Source organism: Deltaproteobacteria bacterium, assembly GCA_020848745.1.
In the GTDB taxonomy this organism is placed as follows: Bacteria; Desulfobacterota; Binatia; order UTPRO1; family UTPRO1; genus UTPRO1.
Map to the genome: position 1 here is coordinate 1 of JADLHM010000116.1, position 12,974 is coordinate 12,974.

Sequence of the window (12,974 nt, forward strand, 5' to 3'; positions counted from 1 at the left end):
AGGAGCCGCCGAGCAAGTTCTTCCGGCTGGCGCCCGGGCGCGAGGTGCGCCTGCGCTACGCCTACATCATCAAGTGCGAGCGCGTGGTGAAGGACGCGAGCGGCGCCGTCGTCGAGCTGCGGTGCACGTACGACCCGGAGACGCGCAGCGGCTCGCCGGCCGCCGCCCGCAAGGTGAAGGCGACGCTCCATTGGGTGTCGGCTGCGCACGCGGTGACCGCCGAGGTGCGGCTCTACGGCCGGCTGTTCACCGTGGAGGATCCGGACGCCGCCGACGATTGGCTCGCGACCATCGACTCCGAGGCGCTCACGGTGCTGCGGGACTGCCGGCTCGAGCCGAGCCTCGCCGACGCCGCGCCGGGGCTGCGCGTCCAGTTCGAGCGCCAGGGCTACTTCTGCGCCGACCCGGACTCCGTGCCGGGGGCGCCGGTGTTCAATCGCACGGTGACGCTGCGGGACACCTGGGCGAAGATCCAGGCCGGGCCGGGTCGCTGATTCGCGCCGCGGCGGCCGCCGGGCGCGCGGGCGCTGTGTCGCTTCGCGTGGCGCGTGGAGCCGCGCCGGGCGCGGTTTTCCGGATTCTCGCCGCGCGTCGGGAGCGCTACCCTGGAGGCATGTCGGGGGTGTTGGGGTCCCATCCATCGGGGACGCCGGCGGAAACGCCAGGGTTGTCGCCGCGTCTGCAGGGCCCCGATCATCGGCTGCGTCCGCACACGATCGGCGATTTCCACCATCTCGAGAAGCGGCTCGACGCGAGCCTGGTGCCCGCCGATCGCAGCCGCTTCGAGGTCGCGATCCGCCGCTCACTCGGCAACTGGATGTTCTTCGTTCCGGCGACGGTCGGCGTGCTCTGGCTCTCGACGGTGATCGTCGATCTCGCGACCGTCACGAGCGTGCTCCTGAGCGTGCTGGTGCTGGCGGCCGCCGTACCGTCGGCGGTGGCCGTCGCGCTCGCCGCGCCGCGCGTCGTCGTGCGTCCCTTCACCCGTCACGGCCGCGCGGGCTACTTCTGGTTCCTCATGACGACCGTGATGGAGGCGATCGATTGCGGCGTCTACGGGACGTGCCTCTTCCTCCTGGCGAGGGCCGGCGGCTTCACGCACGCGCTCCCGTCGCTGCCGTTCTAGCCCGCATTTCTCACCAGGTCCCTGCTGCGAGCGTCAATCGCACGCCACCTCAGGCCGTACTCGCGCCGCGCTCCTCAACGGACTGTCCAGTCCGCCTGCGTCGCTCGGCGCTCCGTTCGGCCCGATCTGGCGCACGCTTGACGCTCTCGCGACGTGGACCCGGTGAGAAATGCGGGCCCGGTCGTCGCGCCGCCGCGGTAGGCTACGGGCCGCCGAACCGGGTATAGGGAAGCGTGCTCCCTCTCCCGCGCCCGGGCACGTGCCGTGGCGTCCCCTCGCTGGTGCTCGTGCTCGTCCTGCTCGCCGCAGCCTCTGCGGCCGACGTCACGGCGAGCACGTGCACGACCGACTGCGCGCAGGCCGCGTGCACGGTCGGATGCGACGAGGGCGAGTTGCGCGACGCCGTCGCCAAGGCGAACGACTGCGTGGGCAGCGCCGCGTGGACCGGACGGACGATCACGATCGACGCCGGGACGCCGCCCTGCGCGATCGCGATGCGGAACGACGTGGCGGCCGCGAACGCCTATCCCGGCAGCTCCTGCGCGAACGATCCCGAGGCCTACTCGCTCTGCCTCAAGAACGACGGCATCAAGATCCGGGGCGGCAACGCCACGTTCGAGTACGTCGGCGCCGCTTCGTGCCGCCAGTGCGTCGACGAGTGTCCCGCGCCGCAACCGGCGCTCTTCACGCTCAAGGGCAGCGGCAACGCGCTCGAGGACTTCACGTATCGCTATTTTCCCGAAGGCCTGCACGTCCGCACCGGCGGCGGCCATACCATCGCGCGTGTGACGAGCGATCGCATCTGCGAGGACGCCGTGACGCTCGACATCACGGCGGGCACCGGCAACACGCTCGCCGACTCGACCTTCATCGGCAACCAACCCGCCGATCCCGATCACGCGTGCCTCCTCCCGACCGACGCGGCCGGCCCCTGCGGCACCGACAAGGCCATCCAGCTGAACGGCGGCGGCGTCACCGTCGTCCACAACACGATCACCACGATCAGCCAGCCCGTGCACGCCCAGGCCGGGGAACACGTGCTGCTCGGCAACAAGAGCGCGGGCAGCCCGAGCGACGACAACCTCTGCCAGTCGTACACCGTGACCGGGCCGGCCAAGGTGACGATGGCGTCGAACGAGATCGATCACTGCAAATTCGGCGTCCGCGTCGACGGCAGCGCGCTCGTGATCGCCGACGGCAACGTGATCACCAACCCCTGGGTCGCCGCGTTCGACGTGCGCGCCGCCGGGCGCCTGCGCGGCGCCGGCAACCGGCTGAAGACGCGTGCCGCCGGTTTCACGACCATCTCGAGCGTGCAGCTCGGGCTCGTCGTCGCGCGCAACGACGGGCGCGCGCGCATCGACCTCGGCGGTGGCGACTTCGGGGCCCTCTCGGTCGAGGACGGCCTGCCGTGCGCGAGCGGCGGCGCCTGCTCGGTCGGCGGCAATCGCTTCTGCTCGAGCGGCCGCGGCGCGCAGGTCGACGTGTGGAACGTCACGGATTGTCCGTGCCTGAACCAGCTCTGCAGCGGCGCGCTCGGGAACTGCACGAGCGGCAGCTGCGCGCCGCTCGCCGCCGACGGCACCTGCGAGGGCTCGGGCGGCGGCGGGGCCTCGGTCGGCGCGCGCAACAACTGCTTCCGCTCCGACGGCGGTCCGCTCACGGTCGTGCGCGACGCCGGCCTGTCGACGACCGCGACCGACGGCGCCGTCGAGTGTGCTCCCGATGCGTGCGATTTCTGACCGCCGGTCGGTCGCGTCCGCGCGGCGACCGGCCCGCGTCGTCGCCACCGTCGCGCTCGCGCTCCTCGTCGCGGCGATGCCCGCGGCTGCGGCGTGGACGACGCACGGTCCGGACGGCGGCGACGTCACCGCGCTCGCGGTCGACCCGACCGCGCCGGCGCACGTGTACGCCGGCACGGCTTTCGACGGCGTTTTCCGCAGCCGCGACGGCGGCGTCACCTGGGAGGCCGCCGGCGCCGGTCTCGGGAACCAGGTCGTGTACGCGCTCGCGACCGACCCGCTCGTCGCCGACGTGGTCTACGCGGCGACCAACGACACCGTCTTCAAGAGCACCGACGGCGCGGTCACCTGGCAGGCGCGCCGGAACGGGCTGACGCGCACGGGCGTGACCGCGCTCGCGGTCGACCCGACCGACCCCGGCGTGCTGTACGTCGGCATCGCGGGCACGGCCGGGGGCGGCGTCTTCCGGAGCGCGGACGGCGGCGCCACGTGGACGCTCCGCGAGACGGGGTTGCCGCCGAGCGTCACCGTGCGTGCCCTCGCCGTCGATCCGATCTCGCCCACGGTCGTGTGGGCGGGGACCGTCGGGAACGGCGTCTACAAGAGCGTCGATGCCGGGGCGTCGTGGGCGGTCTTCACGACCGGCGTCGGCAAGCAGACCGTGCTCGCGCTCGCGCTCGACCCGACGACGCCCGCGACCGTCTACGCCGCGACCCTCGGCGGCCGTGGCGTCTACAAGACCAGCAACGGCGGCACCACCTGGGCCGGTGCCAACGTCGGCCTCGGGAGCACGCGCGTGTTCGCGCTCGCGATCGATCCCGCGGCGCCGGCCACGCTCTACGCCGGGACGTTCGGCGGCGCCGTCGCGCGTTCCAGCAACGGCGCCGCTACGTGGGCGGCGTTCGCGACCGGCATCGTCGGCACCAACGTCGGGAGCCTCGCGATCGACCCCGCGACGCCGACGCGGGTCTACGCCGGCACCCCCGGCGCCGGGGTCTTCCGCGCCGATGGCGAGCAGTGGACGGCGGCGAGCGTCGGCCTCGATGCGACGCGGATCGCGAGCCTCGTCGCCGCCGACGGCGCTCCGACGCCGCTCGTCGCCGCGATCGAAGGCGGCGGCGTCGCCGCGAGCGGCGACGCGGGTGTGACGTGGGCGCCGGCGAACGCCGGGCTCCCGACCACCCGCGTCGCCGTGCTCGCGCGCGACGCGACGACGCCCGGACGGCTCTACGCCGCGGGCAGCGGCGTCTTCCGGACCGACGACGGCGGCGCCAGCTGGACGACGGTCGCTGCGGCCTTCGACTTCGGGCCGACCGCCCTCGTCGTCGACGCCGCCGACCCGGCCACGCTCTACGCCGGGACGCTCCTCGGCGGCGTACAGCGCAGCGGCGACGGCGGCGCGACGTGGCAGGCGGCGAACGACGGCCTCGCGCGCACCGACGTGCTGACGCTCGTCGCCGACCCGACGACCCCCGGCGTGCTGTACCTCGGGCTCGACACCGGTGGCGTCGCGAAGAGCACGGACGGCGGCGACTCCTGGGGCGCGACCAGCCTCGTCGACGTGAGTGTACGCGCGCTCGCCGTCGACCCGACCGATGGCAGCGTCGTCTATGCCGGCACGCTCGTCGACGGCGTCTTCAAGAGCACGGACGGCGGCGGCAGCTTCGCGCCCGCGAACGTCGGTCTCGGCAGCCGCGACGTGTACACGCTCGCGATCGATCCCGCGGACCCCGCGATCGTCTGGGCCGGGACCGGGCGCGACGGCGTCTTCCGCTCGACCGACGGCGGCGCGACCTGGTCGCCGTTCGCGCTCGGCTTGCCGCCGACGCGGATCTCGACCGTGGCGCTCGACCCGCTTGCGCCCGCCGTCGCTCACGCGGCGACGCGCGGCGTGTGGACCTTCGCGCCGGGATGCGCGGCGCCCTGCGGCGTCTGCGAACGCTGCGACGCGCTCGCGGGGTGCGTCGGCGCGCCGCGGCAGGACTGTCGCGCGCCGCTCGTTCCCGAGGCCGGCGACCTCACCATCGTGAACAAGGCGCGCGCCGCGAGCGACGCGTTCGGTTGGCGCTGGCGGAAGGGCGCGGCGACGCCGGCGGCGGCCTTCGGCGATCCGCTCGCGACCGACGCCTACCTGCTCTGCGTCTTCGACGAGTCGACGCCGACGGCGCGGCTCCTCCTCGGGCGCGCGATCGCACCGGGTGGTCTCTGCGGCCGGCGGCCGTGCTGGAAGGGGCTCGGTCGTCCCGCCGGCACGAAGGGCTTCCGCTACTCCGACGTGAAGGGCACCGCCGGTGGCATCACGAGCGTCACGCTCGCGCCCGGCATCACCGGGAAGGCCAAGATCGCCGTGCGCGGCAAGGGGGCGGGGCTCGGCCTCATGCCGCTACCCGCGCCCGTGCCGCTGCGCGTGCAGCTCGGCGTGCCCGGCGGGACCTGTTTCGACGCCCGCTACGCGCCGGCGGGAGTCCGGAAGAACGACGCGGCCCGCTTCCGCGCCAAGTCGACTCCGTAGAGAGATGGGAATCTCTGCTCCGCCGCGATCCATCGGCCAAGGGTTCCGGCTTCCGGTTGCCGCGCGGTGCGGGTCTCAGTAGGTTCCCCGCGATCCGTTCTCCGGATCGACACGGCTTCGTCGGAAGGAGCGTTCGATGGCATGCGCCAGGTTGCTCGCGCTGGGTGGTCTCTTCGCGTCGTTGCTGGCGCTCGTCGACGCGGCGTGGGCGCAGGGATACCGTCCGCCCGCGTATCCGGCGCGGTCGATCCGCTGCGAGTCGGAGTCGCACGAGCACGCGTATTGCCGCACCTATGCGCAGGGCCGCGTGCGGCTCGAACGTCGCCTCAGCAAGGCGCCGTGTCGCGAGTACGACACCTGGGGCGCCGATCGCGACGGCGGCGGCGTCTGGGTCCGCGAAGGGTGCCGCGCGACCTTCACCGTCGTGCCGTGGGGGAGCGGCCCGATCCGCCCCGGCCCGGGCGCAGGGCCGGTCGGCGTCTACCGCATCACCTGCAAGTCGGATCGCTTCCGCCCGAAGTACTGCCCGATGCCGCAATGGGGCTGGGTCCGCCTCGAGCGGCGCCTGAGCGACGCTCCCTGCCGCCAGTACGACACCTGGGGCAGCGACGGCGGCGGCATCTGGGTCGATCGCGGCTGCGCGGCGACCTTCTCCGTCCGGTACTGACGCCGCCGCGGCCGCGCCGCCCTCCGAACGGAGCGCGCGGCATCTCACGAGGCGACGGCCCCGGCGCGCGGCGGAGGCGGGTCACCCGCCGAGATAACTCGCCGTCGTCCACACCCAGCCGGTGGTCACCGCCGTGAACGAGCCGAGCGCGATCGCGAGGCGCCACCCCGTGCCGAGATCCACCGCGGGATCGACCGCCTGCCAGAGGAAGAGCTGCGGGTTCATCCAGGAGCCGGCGACCAGGCACCAGGCGGCGCCGGAGGGTACGCCGGGGTGCACCGCCGCGACTCCGAGCTGCAGCGCGCCCATGAAGAGGTTGTCGAGATGGCATTGGAGGACCCGCTTTCGGCTCCGGAACGGGCCGAGCTCGGATCGTCCGCTCGCGAACCCCGCCATCACCCATCCGAGCAGGACGCCGAAGGTCGCCTGCACCATACCGGAGGCGGCGACGAGGTGTGCGCCATCCATCGGCGGAACGCGACAGCACACCGCCGGCTCCACGGAAGCGCGCCGGTGGAGGCGGCGGCCGCGCAGCCGTCCGTGGTTGACTCTTCGAGTGGTTACTCTAAGAGTCCCGACTCATGGCGTACTCGCTCTCCGAAGTCGTCCAGCACTCGGGCGTCCCGGTCGACACGATCCGCTACTACCAGACGATCCGGCTGCTGCCCGGACCGGCGCGCGAGGGGCGAAACGCGGTCTACGACGACGCGCACCTCGATCGCCTGCGGCTCATCCGGTCGATGGCGTCGCGCGGGTTCTCGCTCCGGGTCATCGCGATGCTGCTCGAGAAGGGCGAGCGCACGGAGTCCGACCGTGCGCTCCTGACCGCGATCGAGGAGGAGTCGACCGAGCCCGGCTACGACAGCGCGGCGGCGGCGACGCAGCTCGGCGTCCCGCACGCGCTCCTGGCCTCGGTCGAGCGCGCCGGCCTCGCCGAGGCGCAGGAGCAGGCCGACGGCTCGCGCCGCTACAGCGAAGGCGACCTCCGGGTCGCGCGCGGCGCGTTGAAGATCCTGGGCTACGGCTTCCCGCTGACGCGCCTCCTGGCGCTCGCCGTGAAGCACGACCGCTCGATCCGCAAGACGGTCGACGGCGCGATCGACCTCTTCGATCAGTACGTCCGCAAGCGCACCCGCGGCAGTGAAGCCGACCCCGAGGCCGTGGGCGCCGCGTTCAAGGACATCCTGCCGCTCGTGACGGCCCTCGTAGCGCACCACTTCCAGCGCGTGCTCGTGAACCGCGCCCTCAAGCGCCTGAAGAAGAGCGGCGAGCGCGGGCCCCTCGAGGTCGCGCTCAAGGTCGCCTCCGCGACGCGACTCGGCGTGCGCTGGCAGTGAGTGCCCTCGCATGAGCCTTCCCGCGGCCGACGACAAGCGCGCGGTCGTCGAGGCGATGTTCGACCGCATCGCCCCGCGCTACGACCTCATGAACCGCCTCATGACCTTCGGCATCGACCGGGGGTGGCGGCGGCAGGCGATCGCGTCGCTCGCGCTGCGTCCGGGTGAGCGTGTGCTCGATCTCGCCTGCGGCTCGGGCGACCTCGCGGCGGCCGCTCTGGAGGCGGGCGGACGCGTGATCGGGGTGGATTTCTCCGCGGGCATGTTGCGCGCTGCCCGGGCGCGCCGCCTCGGCTGCGGGCTCGTGCGCGCCGACGCGCTCGCGTTGCCGCTCGCGGACGCGTCGATCGACGCCGTCGTCTCCGGATTCGCGCTCCGCAACTTCGTCGACCTCCGGGCGGCGCTCGCGGAGAGCGCGCGCGTCCTGCGGCCGGGCGGCCGGATCGCGCTCCTCGAGGTCGATCGGCCGGCGAGCGCGCTCCTGCGCTTCGGTCACGCGATCTACTTCCGCCGCATCGTGCCGCTCCTCGGCGCGCTCGTGGCCGAGCGCGACGCGTACACGTACCTGCCGGAGTCGACCGCCTATCTTCCCGACGAGCCGACGCTCCGCGCGCAGCTCGCCGCGGCCGGGCTTGGCGCGATCAAGAAGCGCTCGCTTCTCGGCGGCGCGGCGCAGCTCGTGACCGCGGCGCGGACGGGCGAGGCGGCGGAGCCGGCGGCGAGCGACTCGCCGGAACGAGCGCGGCATGCGTGAGGTCGGCGCCCTCCGCGCCCGCACGCGGGTCGTCGCCGACCCGGGGGACCTGTTGGCGCTCGCGGCGCGCTTCCCGGCGTCGCCGCTCGTTTTCTGGGAGCATCCGGCGGGCGGCCACGCGATGCTCGCGGTCGGGGTCGCGCGCGAGATCCGCGCGCGCGGCGCCGAGCGGTTCGCCGTCGCGGCGGCGGCGGCGGCGCGCGTGCTCGCGACCGTCGAGCGGGAGGGCGGGACGCCGGCGGAACCGCGCATGCTCGGCGGCTTCGCGTTCTCCGACACGCCCGGTCCCGACCCCGCGTACCCGCCGGCGCGCGTCGTGCTGCCGCGCCTCCTCTGGACGCGCGCGGCCGGCCGCACGACGCTCACGGAGGTCTGGGAGGCGGGCGACGAGCCGCCGGGCCCCGCCGCCGCGGGAGCTCTGGCGGCCGCGGTCGCCGACGGCTCCGTGCCGCGTCTGTACGCGCCGGCGCTCGGGGCGGAGGAGCGCGAGGCATGGCGGGGGCGCGTCGCGCGCGCGCGCGCGCTCATCGACGAGGGCGCGGCGCGGAAGATCGTTCTCGCACGGCGGCGGCGCCTCGTTGCGGACCGCCCGATCGACGCGGCGGCGATGCTCGCGCGCGCGCGCGCCGCGCGTCCCGGCTGTTTCAACGTCTGGGTGCGCCCGCGGGGCGGCGCGAGCCTGATCGCGTCGACGCCGGAGCTGCTCGTCCGGCGCCGCGGCGCCGACATCGCGGCGAGCGCGCTCGCCGGGTCCGCGCCGCGGGCGGCGGACCGGGGCGAGGACGAGCGCCTCGCGGCGGCGCTCCTCGCGTGCGCCAAGAACGGCCGCGAGCACGCGCTGGTTGTGCGCGCGGTGCGCGACGCGCTCGCGGCGGTCGGCGCCGAGGTCGAGCCGCCCCCGCGCCCGGAGATCCTGCGGCTTCCCGAGGCGCAGCACCTCGCGACGCCGGTGCGCGCGCGCGCGTCGCGACCGCGCTCGGCCTTCGCGCTCGGCGGCGCGCTGCACCCGACGCCCGCCGTGTGCGGAGTCCCGGCCGCGGTCGCGCGCGCGCTCATCGAGCGCGAGGAGCCGGCGCGCGGCTGGTACACCGGCGCGCTCGGCTGGACGGATGCCGCCGGCGACGGCGAGCTCGTCGTGACGCTCCGGAGCGCGCTCGTCGACGGCGCGGCGCTCGAGCTCTGGGCCGGCGCCGGCATCGTCGAGGGCTCGGACGCCGACGCGGAGCTCGCGGAGACCGAGGCCAAGATGCGCGCGCTCGTGGCGCCGTATCTCGCGCCGGCCGGCGCGATCGCTGGCGCCGACGCGCCGGCCGCGGATGCGGCGGCGGGAGCGTGATGACCGAGCCGACCGCCAACGCGCGCGCCATGCGGGTCTTCGCGGGCGCGCTCCGCGCCGCCGGCGTGACCGAGATCTGCATCTCGCCGGGCTCGCGCTCGACGGCGGCGGCGCTCGCCGCCCTCCGGGCGGGGCTCCGGCCATGGGTCGTGACCGACGAGCGCGCCGCCGGCTTCTTCGCGCTCGGCATGGCGCGCGCGAGCGGTCGTCCCGCGGCCCTCCTCTGCACCTCGGGCACCGCCGCGGCGAACTACTTGCCGGCGGTCGTCGAGGCGTCGATGGCGGAGATTCCCCTCGTCGTGCTCACGGCCGATCGCCCGCCGGAGCTCCGCGACTGTCACGCGGCGCAGACGGTCGATCAGGTCCGGCTGTACGGCACGCACGCGCGCTGGAGCGTCGATGCGCCGGCGCCGGGCGCGGGCGTCGACCTCGACGCGTACTTCCGGACGCTCGCGCTGCGCGCCGTCGCGGCCGCGACCGAGGCGCCGCGCGGACCCGTGCACGTGAACCTCCCGATGCGGGAGCCGCTGCTCGACGTCGCGGACGAGCGCGACCGGCACGCCGCGCCGCGCGGCGAGGACGCTGAAACCCCGCCGCGCGTGCACGCGGCGAGCGGAGCGCCGTCGTCCGAGGCGGTCGCTTCTCTCGCGGCGGCGCTCGCGGGGCGGCCGCGCGGCGTCGTCGTGTGCGGACCGGCGGCGGCGCGCGACGCCGCGGCCGCCGCCGCGCTCGCGCGCCTCGCCGACCGGCTCGGGTGGCCGCTCCTGGCGGACCCGTTGTCGGGGCTGCGCTTCGGCCCGCACGACCGGACCGCGGTCGTCGACGCGTACGACGCGTTGCTGCAGGGCGGGGCGCTCGACGTCGCCTGGCGTCCGGAGGCCATCCTGCACTTCGGGACGCCGACGGTCTCGGCCGCGCTGCAGCGCTTCCTCGCGGCGGCACGCGCGCCGCTCCACGTCGTCACGGCGCCGCCGGGCCGCTGGCCGGATCCGCTCTTCGCCGCGACCGACCTCGTACGTGCCGACCCGCGCGCGCTCGCCGACGCGCTCGCCGCCGCGGTGCCCGCCGGGGCGACCGATGCGGCGCGCCCCTGGCGCGCCGCCTGGCATGCCGTGGCCGGTCGAGCCCGCGCCGCGCTCGACGCGCTCCTCGCCCGCGAGCCGACGCTCTTCGAGGGAGCGGTCGTCGCTGACGTGGCGCGCGCGCTCGGCGACGGCGCGATGCTCCACGTCGGCAACAGCCTCCCGGTCCGCGCCCTCGACACGTTCGTCGGCGGCGGGTCCGCGGCGCTCCGGATCGGCTGCAACCGCGGCGCGAACGGCATCGACGGCGTGGTCGCGACGGCGCTCGGGGCCGCCGCGCTGGCCGAGGGCCCGACCGCGCTCGTCGTCGGGGACCTGAGCTTCCTCCACGACCTCGGCGCGCTCCAGATCGCGGCGCGCCATCGCGTGCCGCTGCTCGTGGTGGTCGCGAACAACGACGGCGGCGGCATCTTCTCCTTCCTGCCGCAGGCGGGGCTCGACGCGCAGACGTTCGAGACGCTCTTCGGGACGCCGCACGGCCTCGAGCTCGGCGGCGCCGTCGCGATGTGCGGCGGACGATACGCGCGCGCGACGAGCCGCGCCGCGCTCGGCGCCGCGGTCGACGCCTGGCGCGCGGCGCCGACGTTCACGGTCGTCGAGGTGCCGATCGAGCGGGCGGCGTCGCGCGCGCTGCATGCGCGGCTCGTTGCCGAGGCATGCCGGGCGGCCGCCGGCGCGACACTCGCCGCCGCCGCTCTCGGTGCGCGCGTCACGGGGGCGCGGTGATCCGGCGCGTCGAGATCGCCGCGGGGACCGTGACGCTTGCCGACGAGCGCGCCGTCCGCGCGTCCGCGCGCCGTGCGCCGCGTCCGCTCGTGCTGCTCCACGGCTTCACCGGGAGCCACGCGAGCTGGGCGGCCGTGCCGACCGCCCTCCGACCGGCGCGCCGCGTGATCGCGATCGACCTCCCGGGCCACGGCGCGACCGTCGTCGGCGACGCCGCGTTCGACTGGAGCCTCGGTGCCGCGGCCGACCTCGTGGCGGCGACCCTCGCCGCGCTGCGCGTCGACGCGGCGGACGTGCTCGGCTACTCGATGGGCGGGCGCGTCGCGCTCGCCCTCGCGCTCGCGCACCCGGCGCGCGTCGGACGCCTCGTGCTCGAGAGCGCGTCGGCCGGGCTCGCGAGCGCCGCCGCGCGGGCGCGCCGGCGCGCCGCCGACGCCGCGCTCGCGGCGGCGATCGAGCGCGACGGCGTCGCGGCGTTCGTGCGCCGCTGGGAACGACTGCCGCTCTTCCGCTCGCTCGCGTGCCAGCCCGGGCCGGTGCGGGCCGCGCTCCGCCGCCAGCGCCTCGCCTGCGACGCGGCGGGGCTCGCGGCGAGCCTCCGCGGCATGGGTCTCGGCGCTCAACCCTGGCTCGGGGCCCGGATCGGCGCGCTGCCGATGCCGGTCCTGTTGCTCACGGGCGAGCGCGACGCCAAGTTCACCCGCATCGCGGCTGGGCTCCTGCCCCGCTTTGCCGACGCCACACACGAGATCGTGGCCGGGGCAGGGCACCTGCCGCATCTCGAGCAGACCGCGCGCTTCCTGCGCGTGGTCCGCGACTTCCTCGCCGGCGGCGCGCGCCGCCGCGAGCCACTTCCACGAGGAGAAGAAGCATGACGATCGATTGGCGCACCGTCCGCGCGTACGAGGACATCACCTACCAGCAGGCCGAGGGCATCGCGAAGGTCGCGATCAACAGACCCGAGGTGCGCAACGCCTTCCGCCCGCAGACCGTCATGGAGTTGATCGACGCGTTCGCTCGCGTGCGCGAGGATTCCGCGGTCGGCGTGGTGATCCTGACCGGCACCGGAACCGAGGCGTTCTGCAGCGGCGGCGACCAGCGCGTCCGCGGCGCCCAGGGCTACGTCGGGAGCGACGGCGTGCCACGTCTCAACGTGCTCGACCTGCAGCGCATGATCCGGAGCCTGCCGAAGCCGGTGGTCGCGATGGTCGCGGGCTACGCGATCGGCGGCGGACACGTGCTGCACCTCGTCTGCGACCTCACGATCGCCGCCGACAACGCCGTCTTCGGGCAGACCGGTCCGCGCGTCGGGAGCTTCGACGCCGGCTTCGGGGCGTCGTACCTGGCGCACCTCGTCGGCCCGAAGAAGGCGCGGGAGATCTGGTTCCTCTGCCGCAAGTACTCGGCGAGCCAGGCGCTCGCGATGGGGCTCGTGAACGAGGTCGTGCCGCTCGCCGAGCTCGAGGCGACCACCGTGCAGTGGTGCCGCGAGATGCTGGCGCTCTCGCCGATGGCGCTGCGGTGCCTCAAGTCCGCGTTCAACGCGGAGACCGACGGCATGGCCGGCATCCAGGAGCTCGCCGGCAACGCGACGCTCCTCTTCTACATGAGCGAGGAGGCGCAGGAGGGCCGCGACGCGTTCAAGGAGCGCCGTCCGCCCGACTTCTCGCGCTTCCCGCGGTTGCCGTGAGC

At 75.1% G+C, this 12,974-nt stretch carries 12 protein-coding genes; 11 read left to right on the forward strand and 1 reads right to left on the reverse strand.

Annotation, left to right across the window (positions count from 1 at the left end):
- From IT293_17785 to IT293_17805, 5 genes are all read left to right on the forward strand, one after another.
- The coding region (locus tag IT293_17785) for a glutamine--tRNA ligase (protein ID MCC6766516.1) at positions 1 to 494 on the forward strand (494 nt) is incomplete at its 5' end.
- A 173-nt stretch (positions 495 to 667) separates the two neighbouring features.
- On the forward strand, positions 668 to 1,126 hold the full coding sequence (locus tag IT293_17790; GenBank protein MCC6766517.1) for a hypothetical protein: 459 nt from the start codon (positions 668 to 670) through the stop codon (positions 1,124 to 1,126).
- Positions 1,127 to 1,359: 233 nt separating this feature from the next.
- On the forward strand, positions 1,360 to 2,868 hold the full coding sequence (locus IT293_17795; GenBank protein ID MCC6766518.1) for a hypothetical protein: 1,509 nt from the start codon (positions 1,360 to 1,362) through the stop codon (positions 2,866 to 2,868).
- Entirely contained in the window at positions 2,852 to 5,380 is a 2,529-nt protein-coding gene (locus IT293_17800) for a hypothetical protein (protein MCC6766519.1), read from the forward strand. Before IT293_17795 ends, IT293_17800 begins: the two co-directional genes overlap by 17 nt.
- A 136-nt stretch (positions 5,381 to 5,516) precedes the next feature.
- Entirely contained in the window at positions 5,517 to 6,047 is a 531-nt protein-coding gene (locus IT293_17805; GenBank protein MCC6766520.1) for a DUF3011 domain-containing protein, read from the forward strand.
- Positions 6,048 to 6,128: 81 nt separating this feature from the next.
- On the opposite strand, the gene IT293_17810 is transcribed toward IT293_17805, so the two are convergent.
- Positions 6,129 to 6,515, reverse strand: a complete 387-nt coding sequence (locus tag IT293_17810; GenBank protein ID MCC6766521.1) for a hypothetical protein — start codon at positions 6,513 to 6,515, stop codon at positions 6,129 to 6,131.
- 113 nt (positions 6,516 to 6,628) lie between these two features.
- On the opposite strand from IT293_17810, the gene IT293_17815 reads away from it, so the two are divergent.
- The 6 genes from IT293_17815 to menB are packed head-to-tail and all read left to right on the forward strand — an operon-like array spanning position 6,629 to position 12,972.
- Complete coding sequence (locus tag IT293_17815; protein ID MCC6766522.1) at positions 6,629 to 7,384, forward strand: MerR family transcriptional regulator; 756 nt, start codon at positions 6,629 to 6,631, stop codon at positions 7,382 to 7,384.
- Positions 7,385 to 7,394: 10 nt separating this feature from the next.
- Positions 7,395 to 8,138 (forward strand): ubiquinone/menaquinone biosynthesis methyltransferase, encoded by a 744-nt coding sequence (locus tag IT293_17820; protein MCC6766523.1) that lies wholly within the window; start codon positions 7,395 to 7,397, stop codon positions 8,136 to 8,138.
- Complete coding sequence (locus tag IT293_17825) at positions 8,131 to 9,474, forward strand: isochorismate synthase (GenBank protein ID MCC6766524.1); 1,344 nt, start codon at positions 8,131 to 8,133, stop codon at positions 9,472 to 9,474. The genes IT293_17820 and IT293_17825 overlap by 8 nt, the downstream gene beginning before the upstream one ends.
- Positions 9,474 to 11,282: a 2-succinyl-5-enolpyruvyl-6-hydroxy-3-cyclohexene-1-carboxylic-acid synthase gene (gene menD, locus IT293_17830; GenBank protein MCC6766525.1), complete on the forward strand. Its 1,809-nt coding sequence runs from the start codon at positions 9,474 to 9,476 to the stop codon at positions 11,280 to 11,282. Before IT293_17825 ends, menD begins: the two co-directional genes overlap by 1 nt.
- Positions 11,213 to 12,157: a 2-succinyl-6-hydroxy-2,4-cyclohexadiene-1-carboxylate synthase gene (menH, locus tag IT293_17835; GenBank protein MCC6766526.1), complete on the forward strand. Its 945-nt coding sequence runs from the start codon at positions 11,213 to 11,215 to the stop codon at positions 12,155 to 12,157. The genes menD and menH overlap by 70 nt, the downstream gene beginning before the upstream one ends.
- Positions 12,154 to 12,972 (forward strand): 1,4-dihydroxy-2-naphthoyl-CoA synthase, encoded by an 819-nt coding sequence (gene menB / locus IT293_17840; protein MCC6766527.1) that lies wholly within the window; start codon positions 12,154 to 12,156, stop codon positions 12,970 to 12,972. Before menH ends, menB begins: the two co-directional genes overlap by 4 nt.
- The last annotated feature ends 2 nt before the right edge of the window (positions 12,973 to 12,974 follow it).

Coding starts and splice junctions, on each gene's coding strand:
- IT293_17800 (MCC6766519.1), top strand. CDS start 2,852: ATGCGTGCGATTTCTGACCGCCGGTCGGTCGCGTCCGCGCGGCGACCG.
- IT293_17805 (MCC6766520.1), top strand. CDS start 5,517: ATGGCATGCGCCAGGTTGCTCGCGCTGGGTGGTCTCTTCGCGTCGTTG.
- IT293_17810 (MCC6766521.1), bottom strand. CDS start 6,515: ATGGATGGCGCACACCTCGTCGCCGCCTCCGGTATGGTGCAGGCGACC.
- IT293_17815 (MCC6766522.1), top strand. CDS start 6,629: ATGGCGTACTCGCTCTCCGAAGTCGTCCAGCACTCGGGCGTCCCGGTC.
- IT293_17820 (MCC6766523.1), top strand. CDS start 7,395: ATGAGCCTTCCCGCGGCCGACGACAAGCGCGCGGTCGTCGAGGCGATG.
- IT293_17825 (MCC6766524.1), top strand. CDS start 8,131: ATGCGTGAGGTCGGCGCCCTCCGCGCCCGCACGCGGGTCGTCGCCGAC.
- menD (MCC6766525.1), top strand. CDS start 9,474: ATGACCGAGCCGACCGCCAACGCGCGCGCCATGCGGGTCTTCGCGGGC.
- menH (MCC6766526.1), top strand. CDS start 11,213: ATGCCGGGCGGCCGCCGGCGCGACACTCGCCGCCGCCGCTCTCGGTGC.
- menB (MCC6766527.1), top strand. CDS start 12,154: ATGACGATCGATTGGCGCACCGTCCGCGCGTACGAGGACATCACCTAC.